The 19,110-nt window shown below is 40.0% G+C and carries 15 protein-coding genes; 12 read left to right on the top strand and 3 right to left on the bottom strand.

All coding sequences use genetic code 11. From position 1 onward, the window contains the following. Positions 1-9: 9 nt before the first annotated feature. The 3 genes from HMPREF2637_RS02735 (at position 10) to HMPREF2637_RS02725 (ending at position 3,366) form a co-directional block, all read left to right on the top strand. Positions 10-2,025 carry a M13 family metallopeptidase gene (locus HMPREF2637_RS02735; protein ID WP_070839006.1) on the top strand — a complete coding sequence of 672 codons (2,016 nt, stop codon included), beginning with the start codon at positions 10-12 and terminating at the stop codon, positions 2,023-2,025. A gap of 133 nt (positions 2,026-2,158) precedes the next feature. Beyond that, positions 2,159-2,482, top strand: a complete 324-nt coding sequence (locus tag HMPREF2637_RS02730; RefSeq protein ID WP_070839004.1) for a hypothetical protein — start codon at positions 2,159-2,161, stop codon at positions 2,480-2,482. A gap of 50 nt (positions 2,483-2,532) precedes the next feature. Next, a complete protein-coding gene (locus HMPREF2637_RS02725) occupies positions 2,533-3,366 on the top strand; it encodes a metallophosphoesterase family protein (protein ID WP_070839002.1) in 834 nt (277 codons plus the stop codon). Positions 3,367-3,518: 152 nt separating this feature from the next. On the opposite strand, the gene HMPREF2637_RS02720 is transcribed toward HMPREF2637_RS02725, so the two are convergent. Beyond that, the gene (locus HMPREF2637_RS02720) at positions 3,519-7,025 is read right to left on the bottom strand and encodes a glucosyl transferase (RefSeq protein WP_064525413.1); all 3,507 of its coding nucleotides are present in this window, start codon (positions 7,023-7,025) and stop codon (positions 3,519-3,521) included. Between the two features lie 367 nt (positions 7,026-7,392). Next, positions 7,393-8,658, bottom strand: a complete 1,266-nt coding sequence (locus HMPREF2637_RS02715) for a threonine/serine exporter family protein (protein ID WP_002891300.1) — start codon at positions 8,656-8,658, stop codon at positions 7,393-7,395. 327 nt (positions 8,659-8,985) lie between these two features. Between HMPREF2637_RS02715 and dhaK the strand changes: the two genes are divergently transcribed. The 6 genes from dhaK (at position 8,986) to HMPREF2637_RS02685 (ending at position 13,849) form a co-directional block, all read left to right on the top strand. Continuing rightward, the gene (dhaK, locus tag HMPREF2637_RS02710; protein ID WP_002891299.1) at positions 8,986-9,975 is read left to right on the top strand and encodes a dihydroxyacetone kinase subunit DhaK; all 990 of its coding nucleotides are present in this window, start codon (positions 8,986-8,988) and stop codon (positions 9,973-9,975) included. A 31-nt stretch (positions 9,976-10,006) separates the two neighbouring features. After that, positions 10,007-10,582, top strand: a complete 576-nt coding sequence (dhaL, locus tag HMPREF2637_RS02705) for a dihydroxyacetone kinase subunit DhaL (protein ID WP_064525416.1) — start codon at positions 10,007-10,009, stop codon at positions 10,580-10,582. A 3-nt stretch (positions 10,583-10,585) separates the two neighbouring features. Next, positions 10,586-10,960, top strand: a complete 375-nt coding sequence (gene dhaM, locus HMPREF2637_RS02700; protein WP_014634742.1) for a dihydroxyacetone kinase phosphoryl donor subunit DhaM — start codon at positions 10,586-10,588, stop codon at positions 10,958-10,960. A 14-nt stretch (positions 10,961-10,974) separates the two neighbouring features. Next, complete coding sequence (locus HMPREF2637_RS02695) at positions 10,975-11,958, top strand: Gfo/Idh/MocA family protein (RefSeq protein ID WP_064525419.1); 984 nt, start codon at positions 10,975-10,977, stop codon at positions 11,956-11,958. Between the two features lie 152 nt (positions 11,959-12,110). Beyond that, entirely contained in the window at positions 12,111-13,202 is a 1,092-nt protein-coding gene (locus HMPREF2637_RS02690; RefSeq protein WP_048675284.1) for a glycerol dehydrogenase, read from the top strand. A gap of 302 nt (positions 13,203-13,504) precedes the next feature. Beyond that, the gene (locus HMPREF2637_RS02685) at positions 13,505-13,849 is read left to right on the top strand and encodes a hypothetical protein (RefSeq protein ID WP_002885337.1); all 345 of its coding nucleotides are present in this window, start codon (positions 13,505-13,507) and stop codon (positions 13,847-13,849) included. A 222-nt stretch (positions 13,850-14,071) separates the two neighbouring features. Here the strand turns inward: HMPREF2637_RS02685 and HMPREF2637_RS02680 are convergent, their stop codons facing one another. Beyond that, on the bottom strand, positions 14,072-15,556 hold the full coding sequence (locus HMPREF2637_RS02680) for a DUF1846 domain-containing protein (protein WP_070839000.1): 1,485 nt from the start codon (positions 15,554-15,556) through the stop codon (positions 14,072-14,074). A 222-nt stretch (positions 15,557-15,778) separates the two neighbouring features. On the opposite strand from HMPREF2637_RS02680, the gene HMPREF2637_RS02675 reads away from it, so the two are divergent. From HMPREF2637_RS02675 to HMPREF2637_RS02665, 3 genes are read left to right on the top strand one after another with little or no spacing between them, the layout of a single operon-like run. Beyond that, entirely contained in the window at positions 15,779-17,038 is a 1,260-nt protein-coding gene (locus HMPREF2637_RS02675) for an ABC transporter permease (RefSeq protein ID WP_070838998.1), read from the top strand. 15 nt (positions 17,039-17,053) lie between these two features. Further along, positions 17,054-17,686 (top strand): ABC transporter ATP-binding protein, encoded by a 633-nt coding sequence (locus HMPREF2637_RS02670; protein ID WP_070838996.1) that lies wholly within the window; start codon positions 17,054-17,056, stop codon positions 17,684-17,686. A gap of 13 nt (positions 17,687-17,699) precedes the next feature. Continuing rightward, a complete protein-coding gene (locus tag HMPREF2637_RS02665) occupies positions 17,700-19,076 on the top strand; it encodes an ABC transporter permease (RefSeq protein ID WP_070838994.1) in 1,377 nt (458 codons plus the stop codon). Positions 19,077-19,110: the final 34 nt, after the last annotated feature.

Here is a 19,110-nt window from a genome sequence, read left to right as displayed (position 1 = left end):
GGAGTATTTATGAAAAAGCGTAAGAAAATTATTCTTGGTTCCATAACGGGAGCCTTGGCCTTGGCTCTTGCAGGAGGCGGTTTTTGGGCCTATAAAACCTTTGTCCCACAAGAGACACCGATTGACAAGAATGCTACGGTAGCCTCAAATTTTTACCAAGCTGTTAACAAGGACTGGCTCCTAAAAACCAAAATTCCTGCTGATTCTCCAAGCATTGATAATTTTTATACTTTAGATGAAGATATCAAAGGAAAGTTAAAGAAGGATATCAAAAATTTAGGGGAGGGCAAGGAAACGTCAGATATTACAGGGATGTCTGAGTTTATCACCTTCTACAAGGCTGCTAGTGATTACAAGCAACGTGAGAAAGATGGCCTTGAACCTCTCAAACCTTATCTAAAAGAAATTGAGGATATCAAGGATCTGAATGATTTGGCCAGTAAATCTGCTAGCTTGACTGATAAGGGGATTCCTCTTCCATTTGGTTACAACGTTGGAACTAACGCAGAGAATACCAGCCAAAAACAAATCCAATTGAGTCCCCCAAGTATCTTATTGCCAGATGTGTCTATTTATAAAGATGAGGCCAGCAAGAAACAATATTTGACTCCAATCGAGACAGCTACGCAAAAAGCCTTGGAAATGCTTGGATATAGCGAGAAAAATAGTAAACGCATTGTCAAAGAAGCACTGGAGTTCGATGAAATCATTGCTAAGTACAGTCTCAGTAACGAAGAGATGTCTGAAAGTAAGAATTTAGTTCACCCTAAAACAGCAGAAGAGATTAATGCCTACTCTGGTTCCTTCAAATTATATGATGTCATCAAAGGTATTATGGGACGTGATTTAGAAACCATCAATGTCCCTAATACCAAGTATTTTGAGAACTATAGTAAGATCGTTAATCAGGACAATTTTTCTAAAATAAAATCATGGATATTAGTGCAAGAAGCTATGGCAGCGTCAAATTCTTTGACAGAAGATTACCGTTTGAATTTTGCATCGATTAGCATGGCTATTATGGGCACACAAAAGCCAATTTCTAAAGAAGATACAGTCTATGAGATGAGTGTCAATCTGTTTAGCGATGTCATGAGTGTCTATTATGGACGTAAATACTTTGGTGAAGAAGCCAAGACTGATGTGACAGGTATGATTGATAAAATCAAAAATGTCTATCGTGGTCGTCTCCAACAGAATGATTGGTTGACGGAAGATACACGCAACAAGGCCATCGAAAAGTTGGATAAAATGAAGGTTTTTGTAGGTTATCAGGAAGATGTGGATCCTGGTACTAAGGAACTACATCTTGACCCGAACAAGTCCTTCTTTGAATTGTCAGAAGACATTGCCCAGTTCGGAAAACGTTATACCATTGATCATTTTGATGATCCAATTGATAAGAATAAATGGTCTGGTTCTGCTTTTGATATCAATGCCTATTACAACCCAGAAAGCAATAGCATCAACTTCCCAGCTGGTATTTTGCAAGCTCCATTTTATGATAAAAACCAAAGTACTGAAAAGAACTATGGTGGTATCGGTGTCGTGATTGGACATGAAATTACCCATGCCTTTGACTCCAATGGTGCTGACTATGATGAGAACGGCGACATGCATAACTGGTGGACAAAAGCAGATAGTAAAGCTTTCGACAAGAGGATCAAAGCCTTTGAAGACCAGTGGAATGGTTTGGAAATTTATGGGACTAAGGTAAATGGAAAACTCACAGTCACTGAGAATGTCGCAGATGCTGGTGGTCTCTCATCCACACTACAAGTTCTCAAAACAGATATGACAAAACCTAACCTCAAGGATTACTTTGAGAACTACGCAGATATCTGGAAACAAAAGGCCAGCCTACAGTACAATAAATATACCATGGTACAAGACGTCCACGCACCAAATGAGTTACGTGTTAACCAACAACTTAAAAACCTTCCTGAGTTTTATGAGGCCTACCCTCAAATCAAAGAAGGGGATGCTATGTACTTAGCACCAAGTAAACGCATTAGTTTGTGGTAAAAAGTCTTGCTATTTTGGAAATCAAGAAGAAGAGAATTTGGAATGGAAACATTCCAGATTCTCTTTTTATGTTGTCGCTTTGGGGAATCATTTTCTAGTGTTATAATATTGCTATTAAGGAAAGGATTCAAGAATGAAGCATAAAAGGAATCTGATAGAAGATAATAAAAGGGGTGAGAATCAGAGCTTTCTCTACTTCCTACACGAGGAGAAAAAATTTGACGTAAAGGCACTTGATGATTTGTGTCACTACATCATAGAACTGGATACAATCAGCCTAGAGCAGTTGAGAGATATTCATTATATTGAAAATCAAATACTACGCCATCTCGTGTATCATTTTGATGATAATGATCTAAGTAAGATTACAAATCTCCCTTTTGAGTATTGGGAGTATATAGAGCCCTTTGAACGTTTGGTGGCATGTTTGTATGAGGGTGATGGTGAGGAAGAATAGTTAATCTTATACTAGTTTCAACTTTGTAGACCATCAGTAAAGGAGTATAGATGAAACATCGTATTGCAATTTTGTCAGATATTCATGGGAATACAACAGCTCTTGAGGCAGTTATTAAGGATGCACAAGAGTTGGGTGCGACAGAATATTGGTTAATGGGGGATATTTTGTTACCTGGCCCAGGAAGAAATGAACTCTTTGAGTTCTTGTCTTCTATTCCGATAACAGCCACCGTTCGAGGAAATTGGGATGATTGCGTTTTGGAAGCTTTAGATGGGGAATATGGTCTAGAGGACCCTCAAGAAATTCAGCTCCTGAGACTTACCCAGTATTTGATGGAAGAACTTGATTCTAAATATGTTGATTGGATACGTTCTCTGCCTCTGGTTGTGAAGAAGGAAATCAATGGGATTCATTTTTCTCTGACGCATCATTTACCGGAGAAAAACTACGGAGGTGAGTTACGTCCAGCTAACGATACCAGTCATTTTGATCAGTTGTTAGATGATCAAACAGATATGGCAATTTACGGTCATGTGCATAAGCAATTGCTTCGTTATGGTAGTAAGGGACAACAAATCCTTAATCCTGGTACGATTGGGATGCCTTATTTTGACTGGTCACCACTACAAAATCACAGGGCCCAGTATGCCATTATAGATGTCGAAGAAGATGGTCTTACTAATCTCCAATTTCGAAAGATTGCCTATGCTTATGGAGCAGAGTTGCAGTCAGCCAAAGATAAACAGTTGCCCTATATCGAGCTTTATCAAGAGTTACGAAGAAATGACAATTATCCAGGTCATAACAAGGACTTGTTATATACTTTGAATAAACAGTATGGCTATGCTAAGGATGTCAAGGAATATTTTGATTTGAAGTAGATTTATGAAAGAAATTTTGTCAGGTAGCTTTACTAGGTTTTAGAAAACAAAAAGAAAACACCAGAAAAAATGATTTCTGGTGTTTTTGAATAGATTTTGGCAAAAATGAAGTGTTTTTCAAATGGTTGCTGTTTTTAAATTATTGTTGAATATTAATCCTTTTTCTCTGTAGCTACGCCATTTTCGTCAATAATATAGGTTTTTCCATCTTTTTCAAGCGTAGTGTTAGTGGTAATTGGAGAACCTTTTGACTCTGGACTAACTGATATCGGCTTTTCAAAATGATAAAGTTTACCATCAAACTCTGCCCATTCGCCACTCAAAGGAGTAGTCATATAAATTTCAGGGTTGAAATAATAAAGTCTATTATCTTCTAACCGAATGACACCTGTTTTTACAACTCCATTTTCATCAGAGATACAGAAACCATTCCAAGAGGTCGAGGTGTCTGTAGCTGTATTCCTTAGAAGTCGTCCTTTAGGGCCCAAAAGATAGGTCTTTTCATTGATAGTTTTTAGATATGTTCGGTCTTCAGCTCCCCATGGTGGGCTAATATAGTAGGTTTCATTATTGTGATTAACCCACCCGAACTGTAGATGACCGTCCTTATCAGCATAATAGTATTTGTAGTCGCCGTCAATATCATCAGAAAGCATACTACCGTCTTTTTTGAAGAAATAATCGAAATCACCTATCTTGTGTCTATCATTTCGAACTTGGTAGCCATCTTCTTTAAAATAAACACGTTTACCGTCAATAGTTGCCCAACCAAAGATCTGGCTTCCATCCTCGCCAAAATAAGTATATTTTTTAGAAAAGTAATCGCCTGTTTCATGGAATTTATTTACGAACATAGCACCAGTATCTTTATCGAAGAAATAGTACTTTCCATCAAGCAGAAGTCGTTTTCCTTTGGCTTGTTTTCCAGTTGGATCAAAGTAGTATTTTTGATGATTAATAATTTGAAGTCCAGTGGCTAACTGTCCATTTTCTTTAATATAAGCCCAATCACCATCTCTATCTTGAATAAATTGTCCAGGTTTATTCATAGTTACATAACCATTTTGGTCAATGACATAACGAATACCATTAAGTTCAAGTGTTCGGTTAGTCCACATAGCTCCGCTGTCTCTATCGAAATAATGTGTTTGACCGTCAATTTCGACAAGTCTTCCCTTAGCTTGTTTGCCCTCTTTATCAAAGTATAGAGTGACATTATCTATTGAATGGAGTCCTGTGACAGCTTTTCCCTCGTTATCAAAGTAGTACCAATTCCATGCATCATCATGTTCGAAACGATTTGTTAGTTTAGTTTCGGTCGCTACTCCTTTATCATCAATGAGGTAGGCTTTTTTATTGTAAACTAAGGTCTTGGAAACTGTGAGAGGGGAAGTTTCGGAAAGCGAACTTGTTCTATTGAAAGCATAGAATTTATTATCACTTTGAATTACAGTTTCTTCAATCTTAGTTAAATCTGTGTTTTCTGGAAGTAGATGTCCGATGTAGAAATCATTGTTTTCATCAAGATAGTATAGATTACTATAATTATCACCAATAATACGTTTAATCTTATCGGTCTTTGTTCGTACTCCGTGGTCAATAATGTCTACTTCTTCCCTGACGGTATCGGTATAACTTCTTCCACCATTCTTGTAAGTTCTGTTTATGCTAGGCTCTAAGTGGTATAGCTTACCATCAATCGTTTTCCAAGTAGGTGTTGTAACTGTAAACATTTTGGGGATATTGCTATTATCAAAATATCTATTATTTTCAAAATAATAGAGTTTACCATTATTTGCAGTGCTAACACCAGTAAGTAAAACCCCATCCTTATCTGTACCTACGATGCCAGAGTAGACTGCATCATAATCCAGTTCCTGACGTTTGAGTAAAGGTCCGAGATAGTTTTTTAGAAGTTTGCCTTCAAAATAGTAATAGTCCTTGCCACCTTTTTTGACTATATCAGTGACTGGTGAACCAGAATTTGAAAAATAGTAGTCATCACCATTAATATGATGTTCTCCGGTTAGTACTTGGCCAAATTTATTGGAGCGATAGCTAGTATTTAAAGTTCCAACAAAGACACGTAATGACTGAATATAAAAGGCATCTTTTACCAATTTTCCATGATTATCAAAGAGGTAGTTTTGTCCTTTGAAGATAGTAAGATCATTTTCAACTCGACCATTATAATCAAAATAATAAAGTTGATCGCCAACTCGATGCCATCCATAGTAACGTCGACCATCAGAACCATAATATTCGTTATACGTTTTAGCAAATGGTTCCTGTCTTCTGATTTCAATAGACCAAGTATGCCAATAGTTGGTTTTTACAGCACCTGAATAGTGACTAAAATAGTAATGGGAGCCGTCAATGATTCTTTCCCCATTTTTCGCTTGACGACCTTCTTTGTCAAAGTAAAGAGTTACTCCATCTACATTTTGCCATCCTTTTAGTTTCTCTCCTGTTGCGGTGTAATAGTACCAGTTGCCTGAGGAATCTTCTTGGAAATGGCCACCAGAAACAAGTGGACGTTGAGGAAGTTTCTGTTCAGTTTCAATCAAAAGTCCATTAGCTTCTGCGTGGTAAGTTTTTCCATTGATAGTAATGTCGGTATTTATGACCTTATGACCACTATCCTTATCGAAGTAATAGGGTTCGATACCTATTGTAACGATTTCACCCTTAGCCTGAACACCGTCTGGGTAGAAATACATATCGAAGCCATCTATAGACTGTTCGCCTGTGACAAGTTTTCCTTCTTTATCGCTATAGTACCAGTTTCCATCGTCATCTGACCAAAAACGGTCACGAACCATTTGGCCACTATCTTTTTGAAAATAATAGGAATTTCCATCTAGGACGACAAAGGCATCTTTAGCTTGGACACCATTAGGGTAAAAGTAGAGTGGTATATTGTCAATAACTTGTTTACCTATAAGTGCTTTCCCATCTTGGCCTAAGTAGTACCAATTTCCATTCTTATCAGATGCAAAAGCATTGCGAGTAAGTTGTCCGCTATCTTTCTCAAAGTGATATGTTGCTCCGTTAACTTGACGGGTGTCTCCTTTGACTTGCTTACCATCGGCATCAAAGTAGACCGTAACATTATCAATATTTTGCATACCAGTAAGTGCTTTCTCGTCCTTAATGTAGTACCAATTGCCCTGACTATCACTAGTGTAATGACCTCCAGATATCACGGGACTTTCTTCTACTTTATGAGCAGTATTTGTTTCAGAATCTGGTGTTCCAGAGCTTACTACTTCACTGCCAGTAACAGTAGAGACTTCCGAACGAAGAGCTTGTTGAGAGTTAATTTCAGAAGTACTTGTTTCTGTAACAGTTGCTTCAGTGGTACTTAGATCAGATTCAGTAGAAGTAGTTTCAGTGATGTTTTCTCTTGTATTGGGGGCGTCGAAAGATTTGTTTTCTTCTGGTTTAGTAATGACTTCATTAGTTGACGAGCTTATGACATCAATTGCGCTTTCTTGGATGTTGCTTTCAACAGTTAGTTCTGAGATGGGGGGAGTCTGTTCAGCTGCGTTCACATAGCCCAAGCTTGCAAAACTAAGCCCTAGAGCTAGACCGGTTACTGCAATGGTTACCCATTGCTTTTTTACTTTGTGAAGTATAAAATATACTTTCTTTTCCATGATAATGGTCCTTTCATTAAATTAAACAATAGTAGTAAGGATAAAGTTAACTTATGAGTGGAGTTAAAGTAGTATTACAGAATTCTTGCTTACATATTAAGTTTATCACCGAATTCTAATAAAATCAAAGAATTATGTAAACGGTTTCGTCTTTTATAGAAATCTCTTTCCAACTCTTTTCTAAACAAAACTGATAGTATATGAATGATAAACTTTCATTAAAGAGAGTTAATGATGTATTTGCTTTAAGTTAGCAGCGGATAGATCCTTGAGTAGGGTATTTTTGATATTCATAATATGCTATCCACTGATTTTAGAACGCCACCAAAAAAGCCACTGGTATACAAAACCAATGGCTTTCAACAATTTATTTCTTCTTCCCTAGTACAAAATAGCGGCTAGGGATTTGTTGTGTCAAACTGACGGCGATGGCGATGGTAAAGGAGGCCAGGAAACAAGCTCGTAGGAAGCTGAGGCCTAGGTCTGCATTTCCGATTAAGAGGAAGTAGACCGCACGGTAGAAGCTCATCCCTGGGATGAGTGGGAACATGCTTGAGGCTAGGAAGACTGTAGCTGGACATCTACGGTAGTGAGCCAAAAAGCGTGAGGTGATAGTGACTAATAGGGCAGGGAAGAGGATGGCTAAGACCTCGTGATGGGTATTGTTCCAAATCAAGAGGTAGAGGAGCCATGAGCCCGCTCCTAGGGTTCCGAGGTCCAAGAAGTATTTCTTAGGCACTCGGTAAAGCACGGAGAAGGCTGCTGTCCCTAGTCCTGCCATGAAGGTCTGAATCAAGACCCCCAGCCATGAGGTTGACGGTGTTGAGAATATGCCTGATAACTGTTCCGCAAAGGGGAGGATGGAAATCATGGCAAGAACACCGACAGAGATAGATAGACAAGTGGAGACCCCTGACAACATCAGGGCCAGACCGCTATAGTAGTTGTTCTGGGTGAATTCTCGAATGGCATTTACAAAGTAAGCCCCAGGAATCAAAATCATCAAGGTGCCCAGAATAATCACGCTACGATGTTGCCCGATACCCAAATAATAGAGAATGTTAGCTGATAAAGCGGCAATGGCACTAGAAAGGATAATCTGCAAGAAACTGGTATGAATAAAACGGGAAAAGAGTTGCATGCCAATCCCTACAAAAACTCCCGATATAGCCGCAGCAGTTCCATCAATCCAGCTACTTCCAAGGGCTAGTGAGAAGCTCCCTGCACCAATGACACAGGCTATAATATCCTCTAAAGGACGATAGAAAGTCTTCTGCTCAATGGTTTTCAGCTTTTGGAAAATGCTAGATACAGGCTGATTTGGCTGTTCTGCCAGTTCTCGAGACAGGCGGTTTACTTCCTCTAGTTTACCTAGATGGATAGACGGGACTGAGGTAGCTAGGACACGAGACTCTTTAAGACCTGAGCGGTTGAGTCCAGAAATCATGACTCCTCGATTGACCACATAAGTGGAGAAGTCTCTGATACCAAGAGACTTGGCCATGTGTCCCATGGTGTCCTCGATACGGTAAATCTCAGCACCGCTCTCCATAAGGACACGGCCTGCCTGAAGGACGGCATCCATTTCATTTTTGGTTTCTATTTCTGTCTCTCTTGGAAAATCGATGGTCATTTGAACCTCCTTAGCGCTTAATTCGTCATTCCATTATAAGGCTTGAATGGTGGTTTTTCAATAGCTTTGACGACTAAAATAGGACTTTCTATGAGATTTTTCTTCTACTTAATGATAGGGGGCAGGAAAATGGGGGGGCTTGACTTTTGCCTTGCTATTGGTAGAGGCAAATGCTACAATTAAATTATAAAATGTATGCGTTTACATATTTTTACGCTACCTTTCTCAAAAAGCGTTTAAGTCCTTTATTTATAGGGGTCTTAGCAATTAAAGAAGGGAACAAATGTAAGTGCAAATAGATGATACCTTTGAAAAGGAGGCAGTTCCATGAAAAAAATTATCAATAAACCTGAAAATGTTGTGACAGAGATGCTAGATGGTTTGGCTTATGTTCACAGTGATTTGGTGCATCGTGTTGACGGCTTTGACATCATTGTAAGAAATGAGCAGGCTGCTGGTCAAGTTGGTCTCATTTCTGGTGGCGGAAGTGGTCATGAGCCAGCTCACGCTGGTTTTGTAGGTGATGGTATGCTTTCAGCAGCCATCGCAGGTGCAGTATTTACGTCACCAACGCCTGATCAAATTTTGGAAGCTATCAAGGAAGCAGATCAAGGGGCTGGTGTCTTCATGGTTGTTAAAAATTATTCTGGGGACATCATGAATTTTGAGATGGCTCAAGAATTGGCTGAAATGGAAGGTATCGAGGTTGCCAGTGTCGTTGTGGACGACGATATTGCTGTGGAAAATAGCCTCTATACTCAAGGTCGTCGTGGGGTTGCAGGTACCATTTTCGTGCATAAGATCCTAGGTCATGCGGCTCGCGAAGGTAAGTCTCTGGCTGAAATCAAAGACTTGGCTGACAAGATTGTTCCTAATATCCACACTATTGGTTTGGCCCTTAGCGGTGCGACAGTTCCTGAGGTCGGCAAGCCTGGTTTTGTCCTAGCAGAGGATGAAATAGAGTACGGTATTGGTATCCATGGTGAACCAGGCTATCGCAAGGAGTCTATGCAACCTTCTCGACAGTTAGCTGAAGAATTGACAGGGAAGCTCCTTGAAGCCTTTGAGGCTAAGTCAGGCGAACGCTATGCCCTTCTCATCAATGGTATGGGTGCGACACCTCTCATGGAGCAGTATGTCTTTGCTAATGATGTAGCAAGCATTCTTGGAGATGCCGGACTAGATGTGGCATATAAAAAATTAGGTAATTACATGACATCTATTGATATGGCAGGCCTCTCATTGACTCTGATGAAGATTGAAGATGAGGCTTGGCTTGAGGCTTTGGAGAGTCCAGTTAAGACTATTGCTTGGTAGTCTGACGTGAGAACTAGAAATTAGGTATATTATGGATAAAACAGTTGCAGTAAAATGGATGCAAGGCTTTAACCAAAAAGTTGAAGCAGAAAAAGACCACTTGTCTGAATTAGACGGTCCTATTGGAGATGGTGATCATGGTGCTAACTTGGCGCGTGGTATGGCGGCAGCCATTGAGGCTATTAAGAGCACGGAACCACAAAGTGCAGCAGAAGTGTTTAAGGCAGTCTCAATGGCCTTGATTAGCAAGGTTGGTGGTGCCTCAGGTCCGCTCTATGGGTCTGCCTTTATGGGCATGATGAAGGCTGAACAAGCTGGACAGGATTTGGCAGGAGTGCTTGAGGCAGGTCTCGAGATGATTAAAAAACGTGGCCATGCAGAAGCCGGTGAAAAGACCATGGTGGATGTTTGGCATCCGGTTGTTGAAGCTGTCAAACAAGGTCAACTAACCAATGATGTCATTGACCAAGCTGTTCTTTCAACCAAGGAAGTTGTAGCTACCAAGGGGCGTGCCTCTTATGTTGGTGAGCGTTCAATTGGTCACATTGATCCAGGCTCGTATTCATCTGGCTTACTCTTCAAAGCCCTACTAGAAGCGGAGGAATAGGACATGCCAGAACTTGGAATTGTGATTGTATCCCACTCTGCTGATATCGCTAAAGGTTTGGTGAGTCTGATTCGTGAAGTTGCACCAGATATTCCTTTAACGGCCACAGGCGGTCTTGAAGATGGTGGACTGGGATCTAGTTTTGACCATGTTCAAGTAGCAGTGGATAGTCAACCTGCTAAACGTCTCTTGGCTTTTTATGATCTGGGCAGTGCTCGCATGAATTTGGAGATGGTTGAAGAATTTTCAGACAAGGAAATCCTTATTCAGCAGGTACCTCTCATTGAGGGGGCCTATGCGGCATCAGCCTTGCTTCAGGCAGGAGCGAGTGAAGTTGAAATCTTATCACAGATAAATGAATTAACCATTCAAAAATAGAATAAAGAAAAACTATGACAAATCAAATTAAGTATAAATGGGCTAGTCTTGGAACGGGTGTTATTGCCAATGAGTTGGCACAGGCTTTAGAGGCTCTAGGTGGTAAACTCTATTCCGTTGCAAATCGTACCTATGATAAGGGTGTTGCCTTCGCTGAAAAATACGGCATTGAAAAGGTTTATCAAGAGATTGATGAAGTGTTTAAAGATCCTGAAGTGGATATTATCTACATTTCAACGCCTCACAATACGCATATCAATTTTCTTCGCAAGGCACTCGCAGCAGGTAAACACGTCCTCTGTGAAAAATCTATCACTCTAAACAGTGAGGAATTGGCAGAAGCTATTCAACTCGCCGAAGAAAATCATGTCAAACTGGCAGAAGCCATGACCATTTTCCATATGCCTATTTATCGAAAACTCTCTGAAATTGTGGAAAGTGGTAAGCTGGGACCTCTCAAGGTTATCCAGATGAACTTCGGTTCTTATAAAGAATATGACATGACCAACCGCTTTTTCAATCGTAACTTGGCTGGTGGAGCTTTACTTGATATCGGTGTCTATGCCCTCTCCTTTGTACGTTGGTTCATGACGTCGCAACCGACAGAGATGGTTTCACAGGTTAAATTAGCTCCAACTGGTGTTGATGAACAAGCAGGTATTCTCCTTACCAATGTAGAAGGGGAAATGGCCACTGTAACGCTTAGTCTTCATGCTAAACAACCAAAACGTGGCACCATCGCTTATGACAAGGGCTATATCGAACTTTATGAATACCCACGTGGGCAAAAAGCGGTCATCACCTATACGGAAGATGGCTCACAAGAAATCATCGAAGCAGGAGAAACCGCTAAAGCCCTCCAGTATGAGGTTCTGGATATGGAAGCAGCCGTTGCAGGAGAGAATGATTATACCTACCTCAATTACAGCCGAGATGTCATGGAACTTATGACACAACTCCGTAAAGACTGGGGTTTGACCTACCCAGAAGAAGAGTAGGAGTTTTGAAAACAGAGTAAAAAATTAGACTTATGTACTGACTCCAAATAGATATGCTGTCAATTAAAGTGAGTTTTTAGCTCTATATTCCATAGAAGTAAGGTCGTTTAATTGATTCTATATAAATACATTTATGTCAAAGGAGAAAGACTATGAGAAATTTTGCAAGTCCGTCACGTTACATTCAAGGTGAAAATGCCTTATTTGAAAATGCAAAAACCATTTTGGAACTAGGAAGTCATCCTGTACTATTGTGTGATTCAGTAGTTTATGACATTGTGGGTCAACGTTTCGAAGAATACCTCGTTCAAAATGGACTTAAAGTTGTTCCAGTCTTCTTTAATGGTGAAGCTTCAGATAATGAAATTAATCGTGTGGTAAGTTTGGCCAAAGAAAAGGGCTGTAATTTAGTCATTGGTTTAGGTGGTGGTAAGACTATTGATAGTGCTAAAGCCATCGCAGATCTTCTTAAATCACCAGTAGTGATTGCTCCTACCATTGCATCTACAGATGCTCCGGTTTCAGCCTTGTCTGTTATCTATACGGACGAAGGTGCCTTTGAACGCTACATCTTCTATTCTAAGAACCCAGAATTAGTTTTGGTTGATAGTAAGGTTATCTCTCAAGCGCCAAAACGCTTGCTTGCTTCTGGTATCGCAGATGGCTTAGCAACTTGGGTAGAAGCTCGAGCAGTTATGCAAGCAAATGGTAAAACCATGCTAGGCAAACACCAAACACTTGCTGGTGTTGCCATTGCTGAACGCTGTGAAGAAATCCTTTTTGCAGATGGTCTACAAGCCATGGCTGCCTGTGAAGCAAAAGTGGTAACGCCAGCCCTTGAAAACATCATTGAAGCCAATACCCTTCTCAGTGGTATCGGATTTGAAAGTGGTGGCTTGGCTGCGGCTCACGCCATCCATAATGGTTTCACAGCCCTCACTGGCGATATTCACCATTTGACTCATGGTGAAAAAGTAGCTTACGGAACTCTTGTACAATTGTTCCTAGAAAATCGTCCAAAAGAAGTTTTGGATAAATACATTCGTTTCTATCAACAAATTGGCATGCCAACCACTCTTAAAGAAATGCATCTTGAAAATGCAAGTTACGAAGATCTTCTCAAGGTTGGTCAACAAGCAACAATCGAAGGAGAGACTATTCATCAAATGCCATTTGAAGTGAAAGCTTCTGATATTGCGCAAGCCATCGTTGCTGTAGATGCTTATGTTCATGGATTAGCCTAAGTGAATTTGGTCTTTTGTAGGGGAAGTGCCACTATTCCCGTATAGGAATATTATCCCCCTCTGGCACTTATCCAAACAGGATAGACAAATTCTTATAGGAAAGGGTTCAGTTCTGTATTAGATAGGACTAAGCCCTTTTTACTATTTAAAATCCAATAATTTCAAAGTTCCTCAAAGCAGTTTAAGAACTTTTGAAAACATAAACCATTTTCAAGAAATCCTGATTTAACAGTCATTTCACTTGTGTAAGCGTTTCAAAAAGTGTATACTATAAGTAGAAAGATAGGAAAAGGAGATGGCTAGTGGCTAGTATTACAATCGAAGCGAGCAAGGTAGCTAGAAAGAGTCCTATTCGCGTAGACAGTAGTCTTGTGGGGACAGTTTCTGGAGTGGAAGACGTGAGCGTTTCCCTACCATCGTCGAAAGCTCGTTTGAGTGTCGGAAAGTTGGGTTACAAGTCTAACACCATTACTGTCGAGGACGGACAAACCGTTCGTGTTACTAGCAATTTTCTAAATCGTTTCATAGCGATAGCGCCATTGTTACTCTATCTTGTTGGAGGTCGTTACCTCCCACTTGTGGCAGTCCTATCTACTATAATTTTGCTTTTTAGCTTACCTTTTCTCAAGTTAGAAATCGTAGGCTGATTAGAATCGGGAGTGGCTTAGCCCTCTGTTTGATACCTTTAACTCACTTTTTCATAATAATGCTAGGCCACTCCCTTTTCATTGGGAATGGGTCGAGACGAAAGAGTGGGTTATCAAAAAGGGAACTCGATAGAGTTTCCCTTTTTTCTTTCTCCAGCTAAAATTACATTCTAAAAGACCTCAGTTGCTAAAACTGAGGTCTTTTATGTTTCTAGTCATGCATTATTTACGATACAATTTGTCGTATTGATAGTAAGGATCGAAAGTCACATTGATACCGAGCTTACGAAGAACATTTTTGTCTTCATCGGTAAGAATGATTGTTGAGTGAGCTTCAGAACCTTTGAGGTTACCAAGTTCCTCCATAGCACGCGCCGCATCCGCATTGTTGGCAGCTGTAATGGCCAAGGCGATAAGGATTTCGTTGGAGTGGAGACGAGGATTACGGCTACCCAGATGGTTAATTTTTAGACCTTGGATAGGTTTAACCACTTCAGGCTCGATAAGTTTAGTTTCCTTATCAATACCTGCAGAAGTCTTGATAGCATTAATCAAAGCAGCTGCAGTTGGACCAAAGAGTTCTGAATTCTTACCAGTGACGATTTGACCATTTGGCAATTCGAGGGCAAGAGCAGAACCACCTGTTTCTTCAGCCTTAGTGCGTGCTGCAACGACGACTTGGCGATCTTCAGGGGTGATACCAAGATCGTTCATGAGCAACTCAATCTTCTTGACAGCAGTCTCAGGAACACGTTCATTTTTGAAATCAAGTACGGTTTGATAGTAGCGACGGATAATCTCTTGTTTAGATGCTTCTTTGGCTGCCTCATCATCCGTAATGGCAAAACCAACCATGTTAACACCCATATCCGTAGGTGAAGCGTAAGGTGACTCACCAAGGATGCGCTCAAGCATACGTTTGAGGACTGGGAAAATCTCGATGTCACGGTTGTAGTTTACCGTAGTTTTGCCATAAGTTTCCAAGTGGAATGGGTCAATCATATTGACATCATCAAGGTCGGCAGTGGCAGCTTCATAGGCCAAGTTGACTGGGTGATGAAGTGGCAAATTCCAAACTGGGAAGGTTTCAAATTTTGCATAACCTGATTTGATGCCATTGATTTGGTCGTGGTACATGTTAGACATACATGTCGCCAATTTACCAGAACCAGGACCAGGAGCAGTAACGACGATAAGGTTACGGCTAGTCTTGATATAGTCATTTTTTCCCATACCTTCAGGAGAAATGATATGGTTCATATCCGTTGGATAGCCCTTGATAGGGTAATGGATGTAAGACGTGATGCCATTTTTTTCCAGTTGGTTACGGAAGGCATCAGCCGCAGGTTGACCTGAATACTGCGTAATAACAACAGAACCCACATAGATATTGAGCTCGTTGAATTTATCAATCAGACGAAGGACCTCTTGGTCGTAGGAAATGCCAAGGTCACCACGAGCCTTAGAGTGCTCGATATTGCTAGCATTGATGGCGATAACCACTTCAACCTGATCTTTAAGCTCTTGAAGGAGCTTGATTTTATTGTCAGGCTCATAACCAGGAAGGACACGAGCAGCGTGGAAATCCTCCAACATTTTACCACCAAACTCCAAGTAGAGTTTCCCGTCAAACTGGTTAATACGCTCCAAAATATGGTCGCGTTGCAGATTCAAATACTGTTCAGAACTAAAAGCTTGTTTCTTCATAAATAAAAATACCTCTGAGGAAAATTATATCAAATGCCTGAGGTAAATGCTATTAGCGAAAGTCGATTTGTTGGAGAAAAAGAGTTTAAAGTCAATCATGATTAGAATATTTAATTTCATAAAGGTTTCACATTTGTCGTCTATAATTAGGATAAGAAAATGAAAGCGTCCTCACCTATCTTTGGTGTAGCTGAGGGCTAATGTCTTAAATGGAGGTGGAAGATGGTTCTCTTACAACAGGCAGTTGCTTATATTTTTCGCAAAAAAACGCGGAATATTATCCTTTTTCTCATTTTGTTTTTGATATTATCTTGCTTGTATTTTTGTTTCTCTCTTATGCAAGTTGGTGGAGGAATGAAAGCACAAATCAGGAAGTCAAGTGGGGCAAGTTTTGCTCTGGTAAGTAAAGAAAGAGGCAGTGCATTTTCCTGGAAAGAGGGGGAAAAGATTAGTCATCTATCTGATGTGATGACAACGATACCTGAATATATAAGCCCAGTACGACTAATCGATAAGAAGATCGTTACAGGAAAACAAACGGTGGAACGTGATGACCTTGATAATGAGGCTAATCAAGCCTTGGGAGCGACTTTCACTAAGGAAACAGGCCAAAGTGTTGATTTTCGGAGTGGTGCTTTTCAACTCCTTAAAGGGAAGCACTTATCTGCTAAAGGGCAAATTATGATTCATGAATTGCTTGCTAGGAAAAATAAGCTAAGCGTCGGAGACAAGCTGACCTTGTCCAATTTTCAGATGACTGAAAGTGGAGCTAAGGAAATGACCTTTGATATTGTTGGTATTTTTTCTGGCAAGAAGGAGGAGACATTTACTGGAATGTCCTCAGATTTAAGTGAAAATCAAGTCTTCCTCCATTATGAGGACGCTAGCCAACTGCTTAATTTGACTGATAAGTTAGTGACAAAATTATCCTTTGGTATTAAGAATCCAGATAGAATCGACCAAGTCATTAAACAAGTGAAACAATTAGATATCGATTGGTATCGTCTACGTTTGGACGAGGACCGAAAAGCTTTTGACTCCTTGAAGGAATCGTCTCAAGCGCTACAAGGAATCGTCAGAACGATGTTGATTAGTTTAATTGTTACAGGAGTAGGTATCCTCTCGTTTTTAATGGCACTATGGACGCGTGAGCGAAATCATGAGATAGGTATTCTTTTAGCAATTGGGAAGAGCAAGGGACGCATTTTTGTTCAATTTCTTGTGGAGATATTGTTGGTGTCGCTTATGTCTTTGCTACCGGCCCTTGCTATTGGACGGCTACTAAGTCGACTGTTTTTGCAAGAATTTTTAGGACAGCAAGGACAGCAGCAGGCTCTTCAGTTATTAGATCAAATTCCTCAGGGACTACCTTTAGGGCTATCTTATCTCTGTCTTCTAGTCTTGGTAATATCATCGCTCGGTGTGACAACAGGTCTCATTTGGCGCAAAACACCAAAAGAAATCTTATCTAATATGAGTTAAGGAGAAAGGAACACTATGTTAGAACTCAAAGATGTTACGTATAGTTATCAAAGTAAAAGTGAAGCTATCCTCTCGAAGGTGAATTATCGTTTCGAGAAAGGTAAATTTTATAGTATTATTGGGCAATCTGGAGCGGGAAAATCGACCTTACTTTCCCTTTTGGCAGGTCTTGATTATCCCAAGAAGGGGCAGGTCTTGTTTAACGGAGAAAATATCAAGAAAAAAGGCTCCAGTTATCACCGTAGACACCATGTTGCGCTTGTTTTTCAAAATTACAATCTCATTGATTATCTTACACCTTTAGAAAATGTACGACTTGTTAATAAAAATGCCGATAAGAAGATACTTTCTGAATTGGGACTAGATGAAAAGCAAATTAATCGAAATGTCCTGCAACTTTCAGGTGGGCAACAACAACGTGTAGCTATTGCGCGGGCTTTGGTTTCAGAGGCTCCGATTATCTTAGCAGATGAACCAACAGGAAATCTAGACGAGGAAACTGCCAAGGATATTATTGCTATCCTTAAAAGAATGGCCTTAGATCGCCAAAAATGTGTTATTGTTGTCACGCACAGTAAGGAAGTTGCTCAGGCATCTGATGTGGTTTTAGAGTTGAAGAAGAAACAACTCATAGAAAAGAAAAAATAAAGAAAGGACTCTTATGTTTCGAAACGCTTTTGCATATATTACACGAAAATGGTCAAAGTCACTATTACTGTTAACTATTATTCTTTTGATGAGTACTCTTAGTTTGTTAGGACTTGCTATGCGAAGTGCAACCCAAGAAGCTGCATCCAAGAGTCTAGGGGCAATTACCAATAGTTTTTCAATGCAGATTAATCGTAACACGAATCCTGGAACTCCTCGAGGGGCTGGAAATCTTAAGGGAGAAGATATTAAAAAGATTAGTGAGACTAAAGGAATTGTTTCGACGATTAAACGGATCAATGGTATTGGTGATTTACTAGATTATGAGATTATTGAAACAGAGCAAACGCTGCAAAATCAGTCGCCAGAACGTGCTAAAAATTTTAAGTCTACCTTGATGTTGACAGGAGTCAATGACTCATCAAAAGAAGATAAATTTGTTTCAGGTGCTTATAAACTAGTTAAAGGAGAACATCTAACCGATAAGGACCATAATCAAATCTTGATGCACGAAAGTTTAGCTAAAAAGAATGGTCTTAATGTAGGAGATAAAGTAAAGCTTAAATCTAATCTTTATGATGCAGATAACGAAAAAAGGGCTGATGAAACAGTGGAAGTGACTATCAAAGGTTTATTTTCTGGTCAAAATCAAGCAGCCGTTACCTATGCTCAGGAGTTGTATGAAAACACCCTCATCACTGATCTAGACACAGCAGCAAAACTCTATGGAAATACCGTAGAAACTGCTACTTATGAGGATGCCACTTTCTTTGCTAAAGGTGATCAAAATATTGATTCCTTGATAGCAAAGATTCAAAAGTTGGACATTAACTGGACCCTCTACGATCTAGTTAAGAGCTCATCAAACTACCCTGCTTTACAGGAATCTATTCTTGGGATGTATCGTGTGGCAAATTGGATGTTTATTGGAAGTCTCATTTTTACAAGTTTATTGCTAACCCTTCTGTTGATTTTATGGTTAAATGCTCGTCGTAGAGAAGTTGGTATCTTTTTGGCCTTGGGACTTAAAAAGACACAGGTTGCGGGTCAATTTTTAATGGAATTACTGATGATTGCCTTACCAGCCTTTCTTTTATCATATGGTTTAGCGAGTTTCTTTGCCGAAAAAGTTGGTAAAACAGTCCTTTCCAATGTTACGGAAGGTATCAATAAGCAAATGACAAAAGAATCTCTAGCTGCAAATCTCGGTGGAGGGGCTGAGGCAGAGAGCTTCAGCAAGACTCTGACTCTGATTCATATGACAGTCCAACCTAAGCAACTTTTAGTAGTTATTCTAGTCGGTGGCTTTATCTTAAGCTTGGTATCCTTGATTTCTTCTCGCTGGCTTCTTCACAAGAAACCCAAAGATCTCTTAGTTGATGTTGAATGATAAGTTTGCTGCACCTATAAAAAACGGTATAATG

The organism is Streptococcus sp. HMSC065H07, from assembly GCF_001837325.1.
Classification (GTDB): Bacteria; Bacillota; Bacilli; order Lactobacillales; family Streptococcaceae; genus Streptococcus; species Streptococcus salivarius_H.
Note: the sequence above shows the minus strand (reverse complement) of the source record. Positions and strands in the feature narration are given on the sequence as shown.

Bases quoted from the DNA above. Each gene is read 5' to 3' on its own strand.
- HMPREF2637_RS02735 (WP_070839006.1), top strand. From the start codon at position 10: ATGAAAAAGCGTAAGAAAATTATTCTTGGTTCCATAACGGGAGCCTTG.
- HMPREF2637_RS02730 (WP_070839004.1), top strand. From the start codon at position 2,159: ATGAAGCATAAAAGGAATCTGATAGAAGATAATAAAAGGGGTGAGAAT.
- HMPREF2637_RS02725 (WP_070839002.1), top strand. From the start codon at position 2,533: ATGAAACATCGTATTGCAATTTTGTCAGATATTCATGGGAATACAACA.
- HMPREF2637_RS02720 (WP_064525413.1), bottom strand. From the start codon at position 7,025: ATGGAAAAGAAAGTATATTTTATACTTCACAAAGTAAAAAAGCAATGG.
- HMPREF2637_RS02715 (WP_002891300.1), bottom strand. From the start codon at position 8,658: ATGACCATCGATTTTCCAAGAGAGACAGAAATAGAAACCAAAAATGAA.
- dhaK (WP_002891299.1), top strand. From the start codon at position 8,986: ATGAAAAAAATTATCAATAAACCTGAAAATGTTGTGACAGAGATGCTA.
- dhaL (WP_064525416.1), top strand. From the start codon at position 10,007: ATGGATAAAACAGTTGCAGTAAAATGGATGCAAGGCTTTAACCAAAAA.
- dhaM (WP_014634742.1), top strand. From the start codon at position 10,586: ATGCCAGAACTTGGAATTGTGATTGTATCCCACTCTGCTGATATCGCT.
- HMPREF2637_RS02695 (WP_064525419.1), top strand. From the start codon at position 10,975: ATGACAAATCAAATTAAGTATAAATGGGCTAGTCTTGGAACGGGTGTT.
- HMPREF2637_RS02690 (WP_048675284.1), top strand. From the start codon at position 12,111: ATGAGAAATTTTGCAAGTCCGTCACGTTACATTCAAGGTGAAAATGCC.
- HMPREF2637_RS02680 (WP_070839000.1), bottom strand. From the start codon at position 15,556: ATGAAGAAACAAGCTTTTAGTTCTGAACAGTATTTGAATCTGCAACGC.
- HMPREF2637_RS02675 (WP_070838998.1), top strand. From the start codon at position 15,779: ATGGTTCTCTTACAACAGGCAGTTGCTTATATTTTTCGCAAAAAAACG.
- HMPREF2637_RS02670 (WP_070838996.1), top strand. From the start codon at position 17,054: ATGTTAGAACTCAAAGATGTTACGTATAGTTATCAAAGTAAAAGTGAA.
- HMPREF2637_RS02665 (WP_070838994.1), top strand. From the start codon at position 17,700: ATGTTTCGAAACGCTTTTGCATATATTACACGAAAATGGTCAAAGTCA.